Source organism: Bradyrhizobium sp. STM 3843, assembly GCF_000239815.1.
Classification (GTDB): domain Bacteria; phylum Pseudomonadota; class Alphaproteobacteria; order Rhizobiales; family Xanthobacteraceae; genus Bradyrhizobium.
The window spans coordinates 275,371-297,092 of record NZ_CAFK01000299.1; the positions used below are offsets into that span (position 1 = coordinate 275,371).

Consider the following 21,722-nt stretch of genomic DNA (forward strand, 5'->3'; position numbering starts at 1 on the left):
TTGGCCAATGGATATTCGGGATCTGGTGTATTTCGAAACCATCGCCCGCCTGGGCCATCTTGGCCGAGCTGCGGTGGAAGTCGGGCGAACCAAGCCAGCGCTCAGCAAGTGCATCCGGCGCCTTGAGGAACATGTGAAGGCGCCGCTGTTCGAGCGCCGAGGGCGACGCCTGGCGTTGACCGAGCCAGGCCGGACACTTCTGGAACATGCGCGGCGAATGCGCGTGTCGATGGCGGACGCGTTGCGCCACACGGCCGAGCAGGCCGCCGGCGAGCGTGGCCATATTCGTATCGGCCTCGGCACCTCAATCGTCGAGGCGATGCTCCCGGCCCTTGCTGGATGGTATCGGGAGGAGTCGGCGGGCATCTCGCTCGCAGTGCAGGTTGGATTGAACGATGCCCTGCGGCGCGAGCTCGCCGATGACCAGCTTGACGGCATCATCACCACCGCGCTGAGAGAAGACGAGTCGCAATTCGAGCGGCAGGATTGGGTGGAGGATGACGTTGTTGTGGTAGCCCGTGCCGGACACGCGCTGGATCAAAGCGGCAGCGTCGACATGCGGAACATGGCCCGGTTCGATTGGGTCCTCACCGGCGCGGCCATTGCCAGCCGTCAATGGCTGGACGCCGCGTTTGTTGCGCGCAGCTTCGCGCCCCCCAATGTGCGCGTCGAGATCGGTTCGGCGCAACTGGTCGCAGCGTTCGTCGAGAAATCCGATATGCTCAGCTTCGTTCCGCGGCGCAGCCTGCGACAAGGCCGGTTGGGCACTGGGCTGGTCGAGCTTCGCTGCAGGTACACAACGATGCGGAGGACCCTGTGCTTTCTCTGCCGTAAGGGAGGGTATGTGTCCCCAGCGCTGAAGCGGCTGACTGAGCGGTTGCGCGCAGCCATTCTCGAGGATCAGGCGGCTCGGCCGGCGAGCACAGACCGCAAAGGGACGGTGCCTGCATCGAAGAGATCCGCGCCGCCATCGCGCTCAAGAGCAAGGCCGTAAAGGAGGCCATCGGTGGGATTTGTCCGCCGTTGCCGAAAAGCGCCCCCGTCGCATCCGCCACTTGATGATCGCCACCCCGCATCGCCTCGCGACGGCGTGGATCGGTGAACCCGCGCTTCAAACAGCTTCAAGGAAGCGAGCGAGCCGGCGTCTTTGCTCAACTGATAACCTTGTCCAACTGATCTGATCTACATCGAAATACCGTCCGAAATAGCACATTTTAAGAGATTAGTCGCAATTTTTCCTAATCATGATGGTGCGGCAGTGCTGCCGCGATCCGTGGTTGCCGGCGGTATCGAAGTCATAACACGGCAGATCATAATCGATTGGAATGACCGATGTCTGATCTCGCGACGATGCAGAGCGATCCTCTTCACCGGGAGGCAGGAGCGGTCAGCCTGAAATGGAAGATCCTGTCAGGCACCCTGCTGACCGGGATTTTTGCCATGGCCTTCGCCTGCATCCTCGCCTGGAGCAGTTGGGGAGATCTCGGCAAGCGCGAGCAGGCCGCGCGGGTCCTCGATGCCTTCGAGCTGGTGATGAAGGTGAACGCCACGATCCCGCTCGAGCGCGGTCAGTGGACTGTGCTCGGCCTGGCTGGAGCGGCGTCGCCCGAGGACATGGCGAAGCTCGACAAGGCGATTGCGACGACGGACGAGGCACTCGGTCGGGCCAGAACCGGGGTGCAGACGGCAGGCTTGCCGACCAGGCATGTCGACGCGGCCATGCAGACGCTGACGGATGTCCGCGCGGCAGCGCGAGGCGCGGCGCAGCTACCGGCCGCACAGCGCCCAGCCAATATCCAGGCCACGACATCCGACGGGCTCGGGCGCGCGGCCGACGCGCTCAGCACCGCCATCGACGAGACGGCGATCGAACTTGCACGGACCGGCGGTGAGGTCGAGAACCTCCTGCCATCGGCACAGCTCGCGCAGTTGTCGCAGTCGATGCGCAACATCAATGGCGGGCGCTCGTCGGTGCTGCGCTTCTTCATTCAGAACACGAGCTGGACGCCGGCCCGTCTCGCGGATGTGACCGAGAATAGCGGGCAGGTGACGCTGCTCTGGCAGCAGATCGAACTTGCCGCGCGCAGCGTCCGCAACGCGCCGGAGGTGTCTGCTGCGCTCGAGCATGTCCGCTCGACCTTGATGGGCGATGGCGAGCGCCGCTACCGCCAGATCGTCACCGCCGCGCGCGACGGCCAGCCAGCGCCCATCAGCGTGGACGAGTGGAGCCGCTGGACCACGCCGATGCTCAACAACGTGATCGTGCTGCGCGACGCGGCGCTGACGTCGGCGCATCAGGCGATCGACCAAGCGATCGCCGCGGCGCGGCTCCGGCTGTCTGTTGCGCTCGGCGTGCTTCTGCTCGTTGCGGCGGTTTCGGTCGCAGCCGTCATCGGCGTCGTCCGCGGCGTCATCGGTCCGCTAGTCGGCCTGACCGGCGTGACCCTGCGGCTCGCCAATGGCGAGCTGAGCGCGGAGATCCCGAACGACACCCGCAAGGACGAGATCGGCGCGATGGCCCGCGCGCTGAACATCTTCAAGGAGGCATTGATCGCCAAGAAAGCCGCCGATGAGGCTGCGTCCCGCGACGCCCAGGTGCAGATCGAGCGCGCGCGCCGGCTCGACGGCATCACCCGCGGCTTCGAGACCGCGATCGCCGAGATCGTGAATACGGTCTCGACCGCGGCGAGCGGCCTGGAGACGTCGGCGGACACGCTGACCAGGACGGCGGATCGGTCGCAGGAGCTGGCGACCGCGGTGGCATCGGCCTCCGGGGAAGCCTCGGCCAACGTCCAGTCCGTCGCCTCGGCAGCGGAAGAGCTCTCATCCTCGGTGAACGAGATCAGCCGGCAGGTGCAGACCTCGGCCAGGATCGCCGGCGAGGCGGTCGCGCAGGTTCGCCAGACCAACAGCCGGGTCGGGCAGTTGTCGCAGGCCGCGGCCCGGATCAGCGACGTCGTCGAGCTGATCAACTCGATCGCCGGACAGACCAACCTGTTGGCGCTCAACGCGACGATCGAGGCGGCGCGCGCCGGCGATGCCGGCCGTGGTTTTGCCGTGGTGGCCTCCGAGGTGAAGGCTTTGGCCGAGCAGACCGCGAAAGCGACCGACGAGATCAGCCAGCAGATTTCCGGCGTGCAATCGGCCACCCAGGAGTCGGTCGGCGCCATCAAGGAGGTCAGCGAAACCATCGAAAAGCTGTCGGAGATCGCCTCCACGATCGCCGCCGCCGTCGAGGAGCAGGGCGCGGCGACCCAGGAAATCTCACGCAACGTGCAGCAGGCCGCCCACGGCACCCAGCAGGTGTCGGACAATATCGGCGATGTGCAGCGGGGCGCCCAGGACACCGGCGCCGCGTCGGCGCAGGTGCTGTCGTCGGCGAAATCACTGGCCGGCGATTCCAGCCGCCTCAAGCGCGAGGTGGGCAGCTTCCTGGAGGCCATGCGCGCGGCGTGAGGCCATGGATCAGTGAGCCTTGTCGTTCCCCAGACGCTGCGACATGAGCCGCTCCCACTCGGAAAGCATCATGAAGCCAGGGTCCTTTCGGCAGGCCTCCTCGGTCTCCCGCAAGAGCTCCTCATCGGTCTTTTCAAGTTCAAGCGGATCGCCGTGCGGTTGCGGCACATGGAACGGCGTATCCACATAGACTTCGACCAGATTACCCTCGGGGTCGTTGAAGTAGATCGACCAGGCGTTGCCGTGGTTCAGTCCGAACAGCTCGGTTGCGCCGTTGGCCAGGGCTTTGGCTCGCACGGAACGAAGCTGCTCCAACTTTGTGACTTTGAAGGACAGCTGCATCACGGTGCTAGGAGCATTTTGCGCTCTGCCCGAGGCAAGCGCCAATTGATGATGCATGTTCGGTTGCGAGCTCATGAAAACGAGCTGGTTTTGGAAACGGCTGCCGACGCCACGATCCGTAACCACCAGGTCGAGGGTCTTGCAGTAGAAGTCCTCGATCTTATTGATATCCCAGACATAGATGCCTACGTGACTGAGGTTCGGACGTGAGTGCAGCGAGGATTCCACCTTCGACGTGGCTTCAGTCATGTTGATTTTCCAGCTAAGCAGTTCTTGGATGACTCTCGACAGGAACCTCGAGCGAAGTGGTTGCGGGCGCGGGCCGCGGCCGATCCTTGGTCAGCCGCGGGCGAATCCGACTTTCTGAAATAAGTACTCGCGAGATTCGGCTGCGAGGCGCCTGGCTCTCGCAACGAGCGCATCGTCGAGCAACTTCCCACCAAACTTCACCGGTGTGCCGGCGACGAAGACAGCCTCGATGCAACCGGCATCTGCCGCGCCGACGATCGCGTCCACGGGATTCTGCAGAGGATAGTAAGCGAGATTGTCCGCTTGCAAGAGGATGATATCGGCGCTCTTACCGACGGTGAGCGAGCCAGTCACCTTCTCCAGGCCCGCCGTTCGAGCACCTTCGATCGTCGCCATCTCGAAAGCCTTTCGCGTCGATATGCCCCTCGCGGCGTTCCAGTTGGGCGGCTCCGGCCGATCGTCGCTGGGATTGCTCGCTTGGTAGCGCCCGACAGCCAGGGTGGTCTTCATGATCGAGAACATGTCGCCCGAGGACGTCGACTCGCTGTCGCAGCTCAGGCTTGTGACCAGCCCCTTTTCGACAATCCGGATGACCGGCGGCAGCCCACGACGCCAGCGCACGCGGAGCATCTCGTCTAACGGCGAGATCGAGACGGTGCCGCCCGTGTCCCGGATGAACTGCAGCTCCTCGTCGGTGCTGTCTTTCACATGGACGTGTGTGATGTCGGAGCCTAGCAGTCCTGCCTCCTTCATCGCCTTGATGCCGCCAGGGACGGCAAAACCTACATGAATCGTGGTCGGTATCGCGAGATCGCGCGCGATCGATAGATCACGACCGACCTGTTGGATCACCGCAAAGTCAGGCCCCCTGCCGGCCATGGCCAGGGTGACAAGCCCGTCGTTGCTGCTGAAATGCTGCTTTCGCACGCGCCTGATGTCATCGGGACTGTCCTGGGTGCTCTTGGATATCCATTTCGCAGGGTCCGGGGCCTGCGGCCAGCCCATCGCAAAGACGGATCGCGCCAATGCATCGCGAAGACCCTGGACTGCGGCATCGGCGTGAGCCGGACTATTCATGATGTGAGACCAGTCGACGAGCGTCGTGATGCCGTCATCCAGCGCTGCGAGCCGGCCGATCAGATTGGCGGCATAGACATCTTCTGGACGCATCACGACGCCGAACTTGAAGAAATTGTTGGCGAAGTACTGGGCCGCGCTCCAGTTCGCGCCGAGGTGTCGCAAGCAGGATTGCCACGTGTGCCTGTGCGTTTCGATGAAACCAGGCGCGACGATCAGTCGGCTGGCATCGACGATCTCGGCACCTGCCGCCTCGACCTGCCGGCCGATTGCGGCGATCTTACCGTTCTCAATCAGCACGTCACCGGCCAGATCAGGCACCGCTGGATCCATGGTGATCAGGGATCCGCCTTTGATCAGAACCTTTCCGCCCTTCGGCGCATTGCGCGCGTTAAGGACGAATTCGGCCCCAAGGCTGTACCGCGGTCCGCCAAAGACCGAAATGGCGGTGCCAGCCAACAGCGCCTCCACGAAAGAACGACGATCCATGATACTCCCTCCCCTGCAAGCTTCTCTCCGTTTTTCCGCGAAGCGAACGCACGGATCAGATCTTCGGGATCTTCGCCGCCTCCACCACGCCCGACCACTTCGCGATTTCAGACTGGATCAGCTTCTTCATTTCCTCGGGGGAGCTGCCACGGACTTCGCCTCCCACGGCTGTTTCCAGGCGATTCTTGATCTCGGATTCCTTGAGGATCTCGAGCGTCGCCGCGTTGAGTGCCGCAACAATGGCAGGCGGGGTGGCCTTGGGGGCAAGAAGGCCCGCCCATGTGCGCACGTCATATCCCTTGACTCCGGCTTCCTCGACCGTCGGGACATTCGGCAAAAGCGCGGTCCGCGTTGGCGAAGTCACTGCCAACCCGCGAACGGCTCCGCTCTGGATTTGCGCTGCGAGCAGGACCGGCGTGCCGATGATGACCGGAACCTCGCCGCCAAGCAGCGCAGTAATGGATTGGGAATCCCCACGGTAAGGGACGTGCACCATCTCGGTGCCGGCCATCGCATTAAGCAGCTCTCCTGCGAGATGGTGCGTGCTGCCGAAACCGACCGAGCCGAAGCTGAGCGCGCCCGGCTTTTCCTTTGCCATCGCGATCAATTCGCCGAGCGATTTGGCCGGGTAGTCGTTACGCACTGCAATGACCAGCGCGTAGTAGACCAGCGTCGAGATCATGTCGAAGCTTTCGGTCGGCTGGTAGCTCAGACTCTTATAGGTCGCGGCCGAAATGGCATGGGCGCCCGTGACGAGGCCGATCGTATGGCCGTCGGGCTCAGCCCTGGCGATCGCGTCCGCCGCAATGTTGCCGCCTGCCCCCGGCTTGGCCTCGACGACGACCGGTTGCCCGAGTTTCTTGGAGAGCCCGTCGGCAACGATGCGCGACAGCGTATCGGCCGCTCCACCAGCAGCGAAGCCATGAACCAAACGTATCGGCCGCGACGGGTAGTTATCTGCCGATTGGGCAGGGCCAGCAGCCATGATGCTGCCAAGCAGAAATCCGGTCGCAGCAATCCGCCTCATCCATTGCATGGATGCATCCTCCCTTTGACTTTGTTTCGTTGGCCGCGGCGACGCGGCGGTCTTCAAGAAGAGTGCCGAGCGCCTAACGGGCGAACTCGACGCATTCAAGTGACGGCGGCAGACCCCAGACGTCGCGCGGCAGCCCAACCCAGACTTTCGGACGCTGCGGACGATCGCGATGCCAAGGGCGCGGATCGAAATAGCCGAGCTCTTCGTCGATCATCCGATCGAGATCGTGGAACAGCTCGACCAGATGGCCATCGGGATTGCGGTGGTAGACGGCCGTATTGTGGCCCGGGCCGTGGCGGACTGGTCCCCACAGGATATTGAGCTTGTGGCGAGCGAGATGATCGCAAGCCTGTTGCATGTGGGAAGGGCCGCGCAATTCGAATGCGAGGTGATGGAGGCTACGCACGGGAGCACGGGCGAAGTTCAGCGTATGATGTTCGTAGCCGCTGCGCATGAAGACGAAGCGGTCCTCGACCCAATCGGAGACCCGCAAGCCCATGACGTTTGCGCAGAAGTTCGATGTCGCGAGCGGGTCGGGTGTCCTGAGCGCGACATGACCCAGCTTGGTGACGGCGAGCGCGCCGATCCGCTCCTGCGCCGGCGTCGGCGTCCAGCCTTGAATCAATTCGAACCGCGTTCCTTCAGGATCGATGAACGATAGCAGCCTGGAGACGCCTGGCAGAGGATCACTGCGCAGTTCTGGACGCAGATCCATGCGTTTCAGGGCCGCCCTCAGCGCCTCCATCTCCACATCAGGTGAGATCTCGAACGCGATACTCGTCAAAGCCGCCTCGCCGGGCTCGATCACAAGCGAAAGCTGCTCGGAATCGCTGGCAAGAAAAATACGATCGCCATCGCGGCCGGCCAGACCGAGACCAATCACTCCGCGGTAGTAATCCAGCAATCGCTCCGTATCCGGCGAGGTGAACGTGGCGTGTCTCAGCCGTGTGAATCGAGCAATGGGTCCCTGCGTGGTCATTGTCATCGTCCACTCTTTCAACGCGTCATGATGATCTTGCCGAGCGCGGAGCCCTGCTCCAGCAAGGTGTGAGCTTGCCTGACGTCATCCAGCTTCAGAACCGCCGAGATCGCCGGCTTGATCGCATTGCGGCTCAGGGCCTCGATCACGTTGCGCATCAGCGCGCGACGGCCCTCGCGATCATGGTCGTAGATGTGAAAGGAGAAGCAGCGCACGGCCGGGCAGATATCGAGATGATTGCGCATCGCGGCCATCAGATTTTCTTCCGGCAGCCCGGCGAAGGCGTTGTATGACAGCAGCGTGCCCCATTTTCCGAGCGCACCAAGATAGGAGGCAAATTCGGGTCCGCAGACGTGGTCGAGAACGAGACCGACGCCCTCGCCCTTGGTCAACTCGCGGGTCCGCGCCACGACATCTTCGCTGCGGTAGAAGATGACGTGGTCGGCGCCGTGACGGCGCGCGAACTCGGCCTTCTCGTCGGTGGAGACCGTGCCGATCACGGTCATCTGTGCCAGCTTGGCCAGTTGCACCAGCGCGGTGCCAACGCCGCCGGCAGCGCCGATCACCAGGACACTCGCGGGCGCGCGCGGATGGCGGCATTCCTGCAGGAGTGCGTAAGCCACCTGATAATTCGACAGGCACACCGCTGCTTGCAGATCGACATTGTCGGGAAGCACATGCACGGCGTCGGCGGGAGCGACGACATAATCAGCATAACAGCCGCCGCGCTGCGATAGATCACGCGCGCTCAGCAGGACCTTCTGGCCGACGCGCAAGCCTTCAACCCCCGACCCTAGCGTGGAAATGCGGCCAGTAACATCATTGCCGGGATTGGCCGGCAGCGGCGGCATCCATTTGTACACGCCGCGGCGGATCAGCACGTCCGGCTGCCCCACGCCGAATGCTTCGGCACGGATCTGAACCTGTCCGGCACCGGGCGCGGGCACCGGCAGCTCGACCAATTCAAGGGCATCCGGCCCGCCCGGTTGACGTACCAGGACCGCTCTCATGAGCTCATACCCCTCCTCGGACTCTGATTTTCGAAAATAGTAGCGATTACGAAAATTATTGCAAGATGGTCCGTGGCGCGGCATCTTGAGCTATCGATTCAAAGGCAGGACCATGCCTGACAGCGCCATTCGCCCCCGCAAGGAATTCGGCAAGACGATCGCCGCCGACATCACCCATCGGCTGCGCGAGGAGATCGTGACCTGCGGTCTGGCCCCCGGCGAGCCGTTGAGGTTCGACGTCCTGCGCGAGCGTTTCGGCGCGAGCTTCACCACTTTGCGCGAGGCGCTGACCGCCCTCGCCGCCGAGGGCTTGGTCGACGCCCAGGAGCAGCGCGGATTTCGCGTTGCGCCGGTCAGCCGGCAGGATCTTGTGGAGGTCACCGACGCCCGGGTCCTCATCGAAGTCGAATTGATCCGCCGCGCGATCCAGAAGGGCGATGACGACTGGGAGATTGCCGTCATCTCGACGCTTCACAGGCTGAAACGCATCGAACAACGTGATCCCGAGCATCCGCTGCGCGATCCCGAATGGAAGATCGCCCACCGACAATTCCACCAGGCGCTGGTCTCCGCCTGCGGCTCTGCAACCCTGCTCGCGATCCGCGCCGAGCTGTTCGACCGCGCCGAGCGATACCGGCATCTGTCGGCCAATTTCCGGCCACGCCCCCGCGACAAGGCCGGCGAGCACCAGGCGATCATGCAAGCCGCCATATCGCGCAATGCCGATCTCGCCGTGCCGCTGATCGAGACGCATATCCGCACCACCGCGGACAATGTCGCGAAATACGCCGGGCACCTGCTCGAGACCGAATAGGACGCGTCGGCATTTTCGCTCGGGTCAGGCTTGCGTCTCCCATAATTTTCGAAAATAATATCCAAGATCGAAAAAATGCGAACTTTTGGGGTAGAAGCATGAAGCTGCTGTCGTTCTTGGATGGAAATCGGGAAAGTTGGGGAGCCGTCGTCGAAAATGGCGTGGTCGATCTCGGCCGTGCCCTACCCCAATATCCGACGCTCGCCGACTTTCTCGGCAGCGACGACTACGCGCGCCGCGAGGCCATTGTCGCCGAACACAAGCCGACGATGGCGCTGGCTGACGTCAAATACCTTCCGGCGATCCCGCGTCCCGAAAAGATCGTCTGCGCCGTGCGCAATTATCTCGACCACCACAACGAAGCGGTAGCTTTCGGCATGAAGCGCGAGATCACCGAGTTTCCACCGATCTTCCTGCGGGTCTGGCGCTCCCAGGTCGGCCACAACGCGCCGGTGATCCGGCCGAAGGTCTCCGACAATTTCGACTGGGAAGGCGAGCTCGCCGTCGTCATCAGCAAGGGCGGTCGCCACATCAGCCAGGCCGATGCCTGGAATCACGTGGCGGGCTATTCGATCTACAACGACGTCAGCGTACGCGACTGGCAGCGCCATGCCGGGCAAATTGCCTCCGGCAAGAACTTCGTCGGCACCGGTCCGTTCGGACCATGGCTCGTTACGCCGGACGAGATCGGCGATCCTGCCAAGCTAAAGCTCGAGACACGCGTTAACGGCGCGGTGGTGCAGTCCTCCGATACCTCGATGCTGATCTTCTCGGTCCCGCGGCTGATCGAATACTGCTCGACCATTTTCGACCTCGTTCCCGGCGACGTCATCGCCACCGGCACGCCGGCCGGCGTCGGCTTCACCCGCAAGCCGCCGATCTTTCTCAAGCCTGGCGACGTGGTCGAGGTCGAGATCGAGAACATCGGCGTGCTCCGCAATCCGGTCGTCGACGAAGCATAGAGGCGCGCATGTCCTACGATGTTCGCAAGACCGCGCTCAGTGTCGAGGAGATCTGGCATGAACGCGGGCCTCGCCTGGAGAAGCCGCTGTTGGTCGGGACGGCCGTGGCGATCATCCGCAATCCCTTCGCCGGTCGCTACGAGCCCAACCTGATGCCGTTTCAGGCGTCCTTGCGTGAGCTCGGGCGCGAACTTGCAACGCGCCTGATCGCGCAGCTCGGAGGCGTCTCGCACATTGAAGCCTATGGCAAGGGCATCATCGTCGGCGAAGACGGCGAGCTCGAACACGGCGCGGTGTGGCATGAAGCCGGTGGCCAGGGCATGCGCGAGGTACTCGGTCAGCCCAAGGCGATCGTGCCGGCGGCAAAGACCATCGGCGGGCCAGGCACGCGTCTCATGGTTCCGCTTGGACACATCCATGCGTGCTATGTGCGCAGCCATTTCGGCACCGCGGAGATGACGCTATGGGATGCGCCCAGACGAGACGAGATCGCTTTCGGGCTGGTAATGGCGACCGGCGGCAGGCCTCATGCGCGGATCGGCGGGCTCGCCGCATCCGATATCTCTGTGCACGATGGGCAGCGCTGAGGATTGACGGCGTCTCGCATCAAAACCTCCGGGCACTGTCAGGAGCCCTCTGAATTAACAACAAGGCGACGGTTCGACCCCGCGCCTTGTATCTTCAAACAAGGCGTCAAGCCGAAGCCTATTTGGCGGTTGCCGCGATCACATCGACCTCGATCATCATGCCTGGCCATGCGAGCTGACTGACCGCGACGAACGTACCTGCTGGCTGGGTCGATCCGGCGAAAACTTCGCTCCGGCACTTTCCTGCCTCTGGAAAGGTCCTGATATCGGTCACAAACGTGGTGACCTTGATAACATCGTTCAAAGAACCACCCTGCTTCTCCAGGATACGCTTGATCTTGTCCCACGCGTACCTGCATTGTGCGCCGAAGTCTCCAACGTGCTTGATCGCTCCGCCGGATGTTGCTGCCTCATCTTCCGCGCCGATACCGCCCAAGAACAACAGTCGTCCCGGATTCCTCACAGTCACCACTTCTGAAAAGCGGCCCTTGGCCCATTCACTATAGTTGTAGCTTTGTTTCTCGTAGCCGCCTGCATCCTGCGCCACAGCCGGCGAAGACACTGCTGCCAACAACAGCGCCACTCCCGCCAATTTCGAAACTACCTGCCTCACCTGCATTACCCCATCTCGATAGCACATAAGGGGGCGGTAACGGCGCCCGCGCAAACATGCAGTCTTTCGAGGAGGACATGGCCTCACAATCGATAGTTTCTTTGTAATCGATAAGCTGCGCTTAATGATCAACCCGCGCGTGGCACCTTCTACATTTGATCTGCATTAAGGATCGCTGCGGCCAAGGCAAATACGGTCACCGGATCAACTCAACGAGGAGGCGTCCATGGGTGACATCGTATTGGCGGCTAAGATTGCGCACGTACCTTCGATCATGATCTCGGAGCGCGACGGACCGCTGAAGGGAAAGCGAGCAGCGGCTATTCAGGCGTTGCGCGAAATCGGCAGGCGCGCCCGCGACAGGAAGGCCGACACGTTCCTTGTATTCGATACCCATTGGATCTCGAATTTCGGGTGTCACATGAACGCAAACGCGCGCCATCGCGGCGTCTATACCAGCCATGAAGCGCCGCATATGATTCAGAACATGAATTACGACTATCCCGGCGATCCCGAGCTAGGTGACGCAATCGCAGCCGAAGCGAGGAGCCACGGTCTCCAGGTCCTGGCACACAAGGTGGAGACGCTACCGCTCGAGTACGGCACCATCGTGCCGATGCATTACATGAACGAAGGCGGCTGGGCGCGCGTTCTCTCGGTTGCTGCTCCGATCTTCGCCAGCGTCGAGGAGAACCGCAAGTTCGGTGTGGCCTGCGCTTCCGCGATCGCCGCCTCTAACCGCAAGGTCGCCGTCCTTGCATCCGGCTCCATGTCGCACAAGCTCGTTGCCAACGAGCAAGTCGGCGACAGCCAGTGGGAACAGGTCGGCAGCGAATTCAACCGCCAGGTCGACTTGCGCGTCCTCGATCTATGGAACGAACGACGCTATGCGGAGTTCGTCCGCATGCTCCCCGAATACTCGACCAAGTGCAACGGCGAGGCTCTGATGGCCGATACCCACATGATGTTCGGGTTACTCGGTTGGGACGCATACATGGGAGAAACCGAGCTGCTTTGTCCCTACTTCCCGTCATCGGGCAGCGGCCAGATCATCGCCGAGCATCATCTTTGAAGGCGACGAACGGAGCACACCGAGGCTGGCCACACCGGCCTCGTTGTCATTATGCTTCCGCTTGAGGCCTACAGCTCCTCGGCGACGACCGTGTTTTGCAGAACACCGATCCGAGTGGATTCCACCTCGACAACATCGCCCGGCTTGACTAGCGTCCCGCCTTGCGTTCGATATCCAGCCGCTCTTCCGCTCCCTTGCGCAGATACGCCAGCTGATTGAGCAAGCCCTGCGGGTCGACAAGAGGATTTGGCTCGTTTGGTGCGCGCGAAATGACTTTCTCGCGGAGCTCGGTCAATCCGTTCGAGAACGGATGCGTCGTGAGATGCACCGTCACAGGATTGGCGGGCTGCTCAACCAGCTTCTTAATCTTGTCGAGGCTTGCAATGTACCCTTCGACCTGCTTCGAATTTTCGATCGCATTGAGCCCGAGTCCGCCGACCGTGATGGCGCGATAGGTTTTTGCGCCATCCTTCACGTCGTAGGTGTACGACGCTGTACCCTGGGTATGACCAGGGGTCTCCAACACGCCAAACGTGTTGTCGCCTAAACGGATGACATCGCCGTCCTTGACGACAACATCCTGATCGATCATTGACCACGGACGTGGCGTTCCTTCGGATTGCTTCGCTCCCGCGATCGCTTCGCTCCAGCCGATCTTGGTCATCACGAATTTCGCATTCGGGAGCAGAGGCTTGAGTTTGGCGGCCCCGCCGACATGATCGAAGTGCCCATGCGTCATCAGCACGTATTTTATGTCGGCCAGGTCGACGCCGACCTTGCGCAAATTGGCGATGAGCTGGTCAACATGAGGCTCGTGCAACGTGTCGATCAACACCACGCCGTCACTGGTGCGTATCACCCAAGACGACACCCAGCAAACGCCGACATAATAGACGTTATCGAAAGCCTTCCAGGGCTCGATGTGCTGGGCCTTGGGATTGTTCAGCCAAGCACCTAGCTCGGGTGGCATCTTCTTGGTGCGGCCAAACTCCTCGAATTGAGCCAGGATTTCCTTCGACGGACACCCCTCGAACGGCTGCGCAAGGGCTGCCGTTCCGAAAGACGATGTCAGGGCTACAATGGCGCCTGCGAGAAGACCAAGATGCGGAGTTAATCCGGCTTTCCTCCACGAGGTCTGGGAGGACGCCAACGCTCGTGGGGCGAGGCAAGACTGGTAATTCATCGCATGTTCCTTTCGATGCTAACAGGTGAGCTCATGACGCGGATGCTAACGGCGGCCCTGGGAAAAGCTTGCCTGGATTGAGAATTCCTTTCGGATCGAGCGCCATCTTAAGCGATCGCATCACCTCCAAAGCCTGAGCTCCATGTTCCTGCTCCAGGAAGCCGCGCTTTCCGAGACCGACTCCGTGCTCTCCGGAGCAAGTCCCGCCCAGGGCGAGACCGCGCGCGACGATCTTGTGATCCAGCGTAAGCGCTCGCTCGACTTCAACGGGATCGTCCGGATCGACCAGGATGCAGCAGTGAAAATTCCCGTCTCCGACGTGGCCGGCAATTGGTGCGATCAATCCGGACGCTGCAATATCCTCTCTCGCTCCGAGAACAGCTTCGGCAAGCCGCGAGATCGGCACGCAAACGTCGGTAGCAATGCCTTTCGCCCCCGGACGCAAAGCGACTGCGGCCGGATACGCCCGGTGTCGGGCGGTCCACAGCCGATTGCGTGCCTCGGTCCCGCTGGACCACACGAAGCGAACTGCTCCAGCGTCATTCGCCATGGTCTCTACGAGTTCGGCCTGCTCTTTCACGCTCGAACTACTGCCGTTGAATTCAAAGAACAGGGTCGGGACCGCCTCGTAACCCTCGAGCCTGGAATAGGCGATGCTCGCTCCCATTTGCACGTCATCCAGAAGCTCGACGCGCGCAATCGGAATACCGAGCTGCATCGTCATAAAGACTGTCTCGACTGCAGCGGCCAGAGTTGGGAATTGCGCCACGGCGGCGCTGGTTGCCTCAGGTATGCCGTGAAGGCGCAAACGGATCTTTGTGATGATGCCGAGTGTTCCCTCCGAACCGACAAAGAGGTGGGTCAGATCGTATCCATTGGCGGCCTTACGCACGCGGCCGCCGGTCGAAATGAGCCGGCCATCTGCTAAAACGACATCCAGCCCAAGTACATTTTCCCGAATGGTCCCGTACCGCACCGCATTCGTACCGCTTGCGCGAGTCGCACACATTCCTCCAATCGTGCACTCCGCACCGGGATCAACGGGAAAGAATAGTCCCGCGTCGCGAATGAAGCTATTGAGCTGCTCGCGCGTGACACCGGGTTCGACCAAACAATCCATGTCCTCTCGATTGACTTCGATGATCGAGTTCAGCCGGGTGAGATCAACACTTATTCCTCCGCAAGCGGCGTTCACTTGCCCCTCAAGGCTCGAACCCGCGCCGAACGGAACAATTGGCACCCCCTCTCGATGACAGAGCGCCAGAACTTGCCTAACCTCGTCGACCGTCTCGACGAAAGCGACGGCATCCGGCAAATGAGGCAAAGCTGGGCCCTCACCGTGCGCGTGCTGTTCACGCAGCGCCATGCTTGTCGACAGCCGCTCGCCAAGGAAGCCGCGCGCTTCTTCGATCACGATCCCCACCTGTCTGGCCGACACGCGCGGCGCTGCAACGGACCAAGTCGCGTCCAGCAGGGATGGCGCTCCCTTAACGGTTTCAAGCATTTCTTCGACCGGGCTCCTGCCCCAAATGATGCGACAATCTTCAGCCGTTGCACACGACCCGAACTACGACGCCGTTTCTTGATGAGACATGCCCTGCTCAAATCCGAGATAGCTCGCCACGACTCTGGGGTCTCCCGCAATCTTCGACGCGGCTCCACCCAGCACAAAGCTGCCAAGCTCCATAACGTAGGCGCGGTCAGCTATCCGGAGGGCCGCTTGAGCGTTCTGCTCGACGAGCAACACGGCAATTCCGGCGGCTCTCAGATCTCCAATGATTGTGAAGATGTCAGCAACGATGCGAGGTGCGAGGCCAAGACTGGGCTCGTCAAGCATCAAGAGCTTCGGCTCTCCCATGAGCGCGCGCCCCATCGCCAACATTTGCTGCTCACCTCCGGACAGTGTCCCGGCGAGTTGAAGGCGCCGCTCCTTAAGGCGAGGAAACATCGCATAGACCCGCTGCAGCGCTGCAGTGGCGCTGGACCGACTCGTCCGAAATCCGCCGAGCACTAGATTGTCTGCGACGGTCATGCTGGTAAACAATTCACGATGTTCCGGTACCAAAAATAGACCGGCCGCGACCCGGTCCTCGATGTCCAGCCGCTCGAAACGGCACCCATCGATCTGCACCTGGCCCCGAAAGGGCAAAATTCCCATGATGGAGTTCAGAAGAGTGGTCTTACCGGCACCGTTCGCTCCGACGATTGTGACGATCTCGCCGGGCGCGACGTCGAGCGAAACCTCCCTAACGGCCTCCACCTTGCCGTACGATACCGAAGCATTCTTCACCGACAGCAGCATCTCGGTCATGCCGCAACTCCGAGATAGGCGCGAACTACGTCAGGGTTGGATTTGATCTCGGACGGCGCGCCTTCAGCGATCTTCGTTCCGAAATCGAGAACCACGATCTGTTCTGCGAGGTTCATGACGAAACCCATGTCATGCTCGACCAGCAAGATCGACATTCCCTCGTGTTTGAGCTGACGAAGCAAAGCCGCAAGCTGCTGCTTCTCGTTGTGACGCAGGCCGGCGGCCGGCTCGTCGAGCAGGAGCAGGATCGGATCCGCGCATAGAGCCCGCGCAATCTCGACGATGCGCTGTTGCCCCAGCGCCAGGTTGCCCGCGAGCTGGTACATCTGACCCTCGAGCCCGACCCGCTTGATCTGCCGCGCCGCTTCCGCCAGCAGCCTCGCTTCATCGCGGCGGTCAAGCCGCAACATGCTTGCGATGGCGCCTGCGTGACCGCGCAAATGCGTGCCAATCGCGACATTCTCCAGCACGGTCATGTCGGGCACCAGCTTTACGTGCTGGAAGGTGCGGGCGATACCGCGTCGGACGATCTCCTGCGGAGGTAAACCGATAATAGGTCGCCCCAGCATAGAAATTTTCCCAGAGGTCGCCGCCAGCACCCCCGTGATCAAGTTGAACGTGGTGCTCTTGCCTGCGCCGTTGGGACCGATCAGGGCAACAATCTGGCGCGGCGAGATCTTAAAACTGACGTCGTTCACGGCCACGACGCCTCCGAACTGCTTTCGTGCACCTTGCACCTCAAGCAGCATCTTTCCGGCGATATCGACCTTAGGACGCGCGGCCAAGCGCTCTCCCGCAGGCAATTTGTCTGAGCGACGTTCGAACGGCCAGAATGCAGCTACGCGTGGCCAGACGCCCCCGGGAGCGGCCTGCAGCAGGACCACGAGCAGCACACCAAAGACGACGATTTCGAGTTGCCCTTCACCTAATGCGGAAAACATCTCGCTCTTCAGGATTTCCTGGAGGATCACGACGATTCCTGAGCCGAGCACGGCTCCCCAAACGTAGCCTGCGCCGCCGACCACGGCGATAAACAGATATTCGATACCCGCTTGTGCCCCGAACGGGGTCGGGTTCACCGCTCGCAGAAAATGCGCGTAGAGCCAACCCGAAAGCCCGGCGAGGATTGCGGCATAGATGAAAACCAGGAGCTTCGCTCGTGCAGTCTGCACGCCGAAAGCTTCCGCGGCGAGATGCCCGCGACGCAACGCACGAATCGCCCGCCCGAGCCGGGAGTCCAGGAGATTCAGTGTCAAGAGTGAGCTGATGAGGACCGCGCTCCAGATCACATAGTAGATCGAGCCGGCACTCATCATCTTCAGCGAACCGATCGATATCGGCGGAATGCCGGAGATGCCGTCGTTTCGTCCGAGGAATTCGAGCTTGCTGAAGAGATAGTAAACGCTGAGCCCCCAGGCAATGGTCCCAAGCGGAAGGTAGTGGCCAGAGAGGCGAACGGTTATAAGTCCGAGCACCACCGCGAGCAAACCGGTGACCAGCAACGAAGCCGGAAGAGTAAGCCAAGGAGACAAGCCGAAGGACGTGGTCAGCACCGCCGTTGTGTACGCGCCAAAGCCGCAGAAGGCCGCTTGACCGAACGACGTAAGGCCACCCACTCCAGTCAGCAGGACGAGACCAAGAGCGACCAGCGCCGCCAGTCCAATATTGTCCAGCAGCACCATCCAGAAGGGCGGAATCCCCGGAAGCACCGGGAACAGTGCCATCACCAATGCAAAAAGCGCGATTGACCAGCGCTGCGACATCGTCTTCAGTCCTTCTCTTCTTCCATTATTGGCGCTGACAAGGAGCGAGCCAGAAGCACCGGCACGATTAGGGCAAAGACGATCACTTCCTTGAAGTTGCTTGCATAGAACGACGAGAAGGCCTCGACGATGCCGACAGCGACGGCAGCAGCGGCCGTTAGCGGATAGCTGGCGAGGCCACCGACGATCGCGGCGATGAATCCCTTCAGCCCTATTAGAAACCCGCTATCGTAGTAGATGGTCGTCATCGGTACGATGAGGATACCCGAGATTGCACCGATGCCCGCGGCAAGCATAAACGCGATCTGACCGGACAAGACGGTGCGGATTCCGACCAGCCGAGCGCCGATGCGATTGACAGCCGTCGCGCGTAACGCCTTGCCGTAGACCGTGTGGCCGAAGAATAGCCAGAGCGCGACGATCAGAGATGCGGCGACGATGTAGACTGCCAAAGTCTGGCCGGTCACGCGCAACGGGCCGATCGATGCGGCGACATCTGTAATCGTAGGCGCACGCATGCCTTCAGCCCCAAAGAAAAGCAAGGCCAAACCCTGCAACGCGAGATGTACGCCGACCGAGGCAATCAGCAGGACCAACACCGAGGCGTGAGCGATCGGTTGATAGGCAATGCGATAGAGGTAAAGGCCGATCGGGCCGACGATCATCAAGGACAGTGCGATATTGATCGTCGCGCTGCTCGTACCCCTGCAGGCAAACTGCGCGAGTACGAGAGCGAGAGCCGGAGCAAGGATATAGAGAGCAGTCGCACGAACGAGTCGTCCCGTCGTGAACTGATGGCGTATGCTGAACATCTCCACGCAGAACGCGACGAAGCCAAGAGCGCAGGCAAGCTCGGCAGTACCCGGAAGCTTCCCTGACGCCAGAGCGGCATAGGTCAACGCGCCGAAGGTGATGAATTCGCCCTGCGGAATAAGGATCACACGCGTAACCGCAAAGACCAGCACCAGTCCAAACCCGAGCAGGGCATAGATGGCGCCGTTCGTGACCCCGTCCTGGGCCAGAAGCAGCAGGATTGTCGTGTTCACGATCTTGCTCTCCGAGCGTTGCGAGCTTTGCGGTTACCGAATGACATCCGCAGGATCATTTTACGACCTGGTACTTGCCGTTCTTCACCGTCAGCAGAATGCGGGAGCGCTCGTCGACGCCGCTGCGATCCTGTTCGGTAAAATTGTAGACGCCCTGACTTGCTGCAATCTCCTTTTCACTCAGTAGCGCCTTGCGAATCGCTTCACGAAACTCCGGCGTTCCGGGGGATGCATGCTTCAAGGCAATGGGAAGAACGCGCTTGAGAATCTCAAACGCATCATAGGAATGTGCGGCAAACTGGCTCCGGCTATTTGGGCCGTATTTCGTCTCATAGGCGGTGTCGAGAGCTAGGCCGGGCTTCTTGGTGAGAGATTGGTCATCCTGGCCTTCCGGCGCCATGACGGGACCTGCGGCAATGAAAACGCCTTCGGCCGCGTTTCCTGCTATGCGGATGAAGTCCATGCTGGCAGCGCCATGAGACTGATAAATTGGGCCCTTGTAGCCGCGCTCGCGGAGCTCGACCTGCGGTAGCGCAGCTGCAGTGCCGGATGCACCGACCAGGATGGCGTCGGGATTGGCGGCCACCAGCTTCAGAACCTGTCCCGTGACGGAGGTATCGGGCCGGGCGTAACGTTCGTCCGCAACGATCTGAATTCCCATCGCTGCCGCTTGGGCTTTTAGATCGTTCATCCAGAGATCGCCGTAGGAATCGGAATAGCCGATGAACCCCACGGTTTTGACGCCGTTCTTCTTCATGTGATCATAGAGAACCTTCCCGACAACGGGGATCGGCTGAGGCAAGTCGACGGACCATTTCAGTCTTGCCGCAGTAAATGGCATCGGCGCCAAGCCAAAATGCGGAACGCCGGCTTCGTTGGCAACCGTCGATACCGCAATCGTCGGCGGCGTCACCGAGGAGCCCATAATGATGTCGGCGTTGGCCTCCGTTACGAAACGCCGGGCATTGTTTGTCGCGTTCGTAGGATCGCCGCCGTCGTCTAGGGCAATGACCTTCAACTTGACGCCGCCGATCTCCTTGGGAACGAAGTCCAGTGCGTTGCGCTCGGGAATGCCAAGTGCCGCAGCCGGTCCCGTGGTCGACAGCGTAATGCCGATCACGATCTCCTTGCCTTCATCTCCCGCCCTGGCGCTGAGCGGCAGGAGTGCGAAGACTGCCGCGGCTGCGAAAACAATCCGGTTCATTAGTTTCTCCTCAAAATGCTTAGTTGCTCAGAGGCCGCCCAGGCAGAAAATTCCAGGGGGTGATGGCGCCGACCACTCCGACTGGCTGCTTCAGCACGAAGACACGCTTGTCGGGCGCGTGTCCGGGAACGATATCGCCATAGACGCGCCTGGCCTCCTCCGCGAACCATTCGATGAAGCTTGCACCGTAGGCAATTTCGCCTACCGCCTCCGGCAGCGGCTTGCCCTGCTCTCGCGTCAATATCCGGCCGAGATCGTCCTGGTTCGCCAATACGAGTTCGAACCAGGGACGAAGAATGGCTGCGCGCTCCTTGGCGGTACGCGCCGCCCACTCCGCCTGCGCTTTGCGCGCCCCCTCGATCGCGACGGCGGCCTCCGGCGCACCTAGCTTCGGCACCCGCCCGACGAGTTCGTCGGTCGCTGGATCGCGAACCTCAACGGCGCGATTGGCGTCCGCTTCGATCCAGCGGCCGCCCACGAATGCGGCCTCGCGCAGAAGCCCGGGATCCCTAAGTTTCATGTGCAAGCCTTGAGGTTTCAGGGGGCCACAATTGGGGTCGCTTTGAGCTTCGACGCCGCGGGACTGACGTCGCGAAAGAGGCTGCCCTCTTCGAACCAGGAGCGCGGCGCGGGAGCACCCCACAAGGTCTGTCGCTGCGGATCCTTTAAGTCCCACCGGATCGGCTCGAGGTCCGGATCAACGGTTTGATAGTCCGAGCAATAGATCTCGGTTCGATGGCCGTCGCGATCGCGGATATAAAGAAAGAAGGCGTTCGAGATGCCGTGCCGGCCCGGACCCCGCTCGATGTTTCCGACGTAGCCGGTCGTCGACATCACATCGAGCAGGTCGATGATATTCAGCGGGGTCGGCACCCAAAAGGCGACGTGATGGAGCCTTGGACCGAGGCCATTCGTGAACGCAATGTCGTGAACCCCGCCTTTGCGGTGCATCCAGGCCGCCCAGAGTTCTGACCCATCCTCAGTATCGGTATATTCGGTCATCCGAAAACCAAGTGAGTTGTAGAACCCAACCGAAGCCCGCACATCCGGTGAGAAACAATTGAAGTGATCGATCCGCAGTGGCCTCACGCCCTTGTAGAGTGAGTACTTCTGATGGATCGGCGGCAGTCGATCCATCTGCGCATAGAATTCGAGGGGAATGCCGAGCGGATCCCGCGTTCGGAAGGTACGGCCCTGATAGGGCACATCGACCCACTTTGTCGGCAAACCCATCCCCTCGAAGAACGCCTTTGCGCGATCGAGATGATCTTCATCAAACACCTTGAAGCCGAGCTCGTTGGCAAGGCCGGTGGATCCCTTTTCAAGAATGATGCAATGATGACCGCGCTCCTCGAGGGCGCGCAGGTAGATGCGGCTGTTGTCCTCTGCCGTGACCTGGAGGCCGAGCGTATCGGCATAGAAGGCGCGCGCCGCTTCCAGATCGGTCACCGTCAGCACGATATGGCTTAGCCGAACGATGTTAAAAGGCGGATACAAGACACTCGCAGGAATCGCCATCGTTCTTCCCT

General features: G+C 61.3%; 19 protein-coding genes and 1 pseudogene. 6 read left to right on the top strand and 14 right to left on the bottom strand.

The genetic code is table 11. The annotated features are described in order from the left end of the window. The first annotated feature begins 7 nt into the window (after nt 1-7). A complete protein-coding gene (locus BRAS3843_RS31610) occupies nt 8-994 on the top strand; it encodes a LysR family transcriptional regulator (RefSeq protein ID WP_008973273.1) in 987 nt (328 codons plus the stop codon). A gap of 338 nt (nt 995-1,332) precedes the next feature. Next, entirely contained in the window at nt 1,333-3,456 is a 2,124-nt protein-coding gene (locus BRAS3843_RS31615) for a HAMP domain-containing methyl-accepting chemotaxis protein (RefSeq protein WP_008973274.1), read from the top strand. Between the two features lie 9 nt (nt 3,457-3,465). Here the strand turns inward: BRAS3843_RS31615 and BRAS3843_RS31620 are convergent, their stop codons facing one another. The 5 genes from BRAS3843_RS31620 to BRAS3843_RS31640 form a co-directional block, all read right to left on the bottom strand. Beyond that, nucleotides 3,466-4,047 carry a VOC family protein gene (locus BRAS3843_RS31620; RefSeq protein ID WP_008973275.1) on the bottom strand — a complete coding sequence of 194 codons (582 nt, stop codon included), beginning with the start codon at nt 4,045-4,047 and terminating at the stop codon, nt 3,466-3,468. A gap of 90 nt (nt 4,048-4,137) precedes the next feature. Further along, a complete protein-coding gene (locus tag BRAS3843_RS31625; RefSeq protein ID WP_008973276.1) occupies nt 4,138-5,613 on the bottom strand; it encodes an amidohydrolase family protein in 1,476 nt (491 codons plus the stop codon). A 55-nt stretch (nt 5,614-5,668) separates the two neighbouring features. Continuing rightward, the gene (locus tag BRAS3843_RS31630; RefSeq protein ID WP_244425523.1) at nt 5,669-6,706 is read right to left on the bottom strand and encodes a tripartite tricarboxylate transporter substrate binding protein; all 1,038 of its coding nucleotides are present in this window, start codon (nt 6,704-6,706) and stop codon (nt 5,669-5,671) included. A gap of 16 nt (nt 6,707-6,722) precedes the next feature. Then, nucleotides 6,723-7,634: a VOC family protein gene (locus BRAS3843_RS31635; protein ID WP_244425524.1), complete on the bottom strand. Its 912-nt coding sequence runs from the start codon at nt 7,632-7,634 to the stop codon at nt 6,723-6,725. An 11-nt stretch (nt 7,635-7,645) separates the two neighbouring features. Beyond that, nucleotides 7,646-8,638 (bottom strand): zinc-dependent alcohol dehydrogenase family protein, encoded by a 993-nt coding sequence (locus BRAS3843_RS31640; protein ID WP_008973279.1) that lies wholly within the window; start codon nt 8,636-8,638, stop codon nt 7,646-7,648. A gap of 112 nt (nt 8,639-8,750) precedes the next feature. Between BRAS3843_RS31640 and BRAS3843_RS31645 the strand changes: the two genes are divergently transcribed. The 3 genes from BRAS3843_RS31645 to BRAS3843_RS31655 all read left to right on the top strand — a co-directional run bounded on the left by BRAS3843_RS31645 (nt 8,751) and on the right by BRAS3843_RS31655 (nt 11,001). After that, the gene (locus tag BRAS3843_RS31645) at nt 8,751-9,452 is read left to right on the top strand and encodes an FCD domain-containing protein (protein ID WP_008973280.1); all 702 of its coding nucleotides are present in this window, start codon (nt 8,751-8,753) and stop codon (nt 9,450-9,452) included. A gap of 98 nt (nt 9,453-9,550) precedes the next feature. Continuing rightward, nucleotides 9,551-10,414, top strand: coding sequence for a fumarylacetoacetate hydrolase family protein (locus BRAS3843_RS31650; RefSeq protein WP_008973281.1), 864 nt, complete (start codon nt 9,551-9,553; stop codon nt 10,412-10,414). A gap of 8 nt (nt 10,415-10,422) precedes the next feature. Next, entirely contained in the window at nt 10,423-11,001 is a 579-nt protein-coding gene (locus BRAS3843_RS31655; RefSeq protein WP_008973282.1) for an amino acid synthesis family protein, read from the top strand. A 118-nt stretch (nt 11,002-11,119) separates the two neighbouring features. Here the strand turns inward: BRAS3843_RS31655 and BRAS3843_RS39970 are convergent, their stop codons facing one another. Beyond that, a complete protein-coding gene (locus tag BRAS3843_RS39970; protein WP_175361172.1) occupies nt 11,120-11,584 on the bottom strand; it encodes a RidA family protein in 465 nt (154 codons plus the stop codon). Between the two features lie 256 nt (nt 11,585-11,840). On the opposite strand from BRAS3843_RS39970, the gene hpaD (BRAS3843_RS31665) reads away from it, so the two are divergent. After that, nucleotides 11,841-12,686, top strand: coding sequence for a 3,4-dihydroxyphenylacetate 2,3-dioxygenase (gene hpaD, locus BRAS3843_RS31665; protein WP_008973284.1), 846 nt, complete (start codon nt 11,841-11,843; stop codon nt 12,684-12,686). Between the two features lie 148 nt (nt 12,687-12,834). On the opposite strand, the gene BRAS3843_RS31670 is transcribed toward hpaD (BRAS3843_RS31665), so the two are convergent. The 8 genes and pseudogenes from BRAS3843_RS31670 to hpaD (BRAS3843_RS31705) all read right to left on the bottom strand — a co-directional run bounded on the left by BRAS3843_RS31670 (nt 12,835) and on the right by hpaD (BRAS3843_RS31705) (nt 21,711). After that, nucleotides 12,835-13,869, bottom strand: coding sequence for an MBL fold metallo-hydrolase (locus tag BRAS3843_RS31670; protein ID WP_008973285.1), 1,035 nt, complete (start codon nt 13,867-13,869; stop codon nt 12,835-12,837). A gap of 31 nt (nt 13,870-13,900) precedes the next feature. Continuing rightward, entirely contained in the window at nt 13,901-15,373 is a 1,473-nt protein-coding gene (locus tag BRAS3843_RS31675) for an FAD-linked oxidase C-terminal domain-containing protein (RefSeq protein ID WP_008973286.1), read from the bottom strand. Between the two features lie 63 nt (nt 15,374-15,436). Beyond that, nucleotides 15,437-16,180: an ABC transporter ATP-binding protein gene (locus BRAS3843_RS31680; protein WP_008973287.1), complete on the bottom strand. Its 744-nt coding sequence runs from the start codon at nt 16,178-16,180 to the stop codon at nt 15,437-15,439. After that, nucleotides 16,177-17,943 carry a branched-chain amino acid ABC transporter ATP-binding protein/permease gene (locus BRAS3843_RS31685; RefSeq protein ID WP_008973288.1) on the bottom strand — a complete coding sequence of 589 codons (1,767 nt, stop codon included), beginning with the start codon at nt 17,941-17,943 and terminating at the stop codon, nt 16,177-16,179. Before BRAS3843_RS31685 ends, BRAS3843_RS31680 begins: the two co-directional genes overlap by 4 nt. 5 nt (nt 17,944-17,948) lie before the next feature. Continuing rightward, entirely contained in the window at nt 17,949-18,989 is a 1,041-nt protein-coding gene (locus BRAS3843_RS31690; RefSeq protein WP_008973289.1) for a branched-chain amino acid ABC transporter permease, read from the bottom strand. 55 nt (nt 18,990-19,044) lie between these two features. Then, on the bottom strand, nt 19,045-20,193 hold the full coding sequence (locus BRAS3843_RS31695; RefSeq protein ID WP_008973290.1) for an ABC transporter substrate-binding protein: 1,149 nt from the start codon (nt 20,191-20,193) through the stop codon (nt 19,045-19,047). A 46-nt stretch (nt 20,194-20,239) separates the two neighbouring features. Further along, nucleotides 20,240-20,713: pseudogene (locus BRAS3843_RS31700) on the bottom strand (aldehyde dehydrogenase family protein); the annotation flags it as partial. Between the two features lie 17 nt (nt 20,714-20,730). Further along, nucleotides 20,731-21,711, bottom strand: coding sequence for a 3,4-dihydroxyphenylacetate 2,3-dioxygenase (gene hpaD / locus BRAS3843_RS31705; RefSeq protein ID WP_008973292.1), 981 nt, complete (start codon nt 21,709-21,711; stop codon nt 20,731-20,733). Nucleotides 21,712-21,722: the final 11 nt, after the last annotated feature.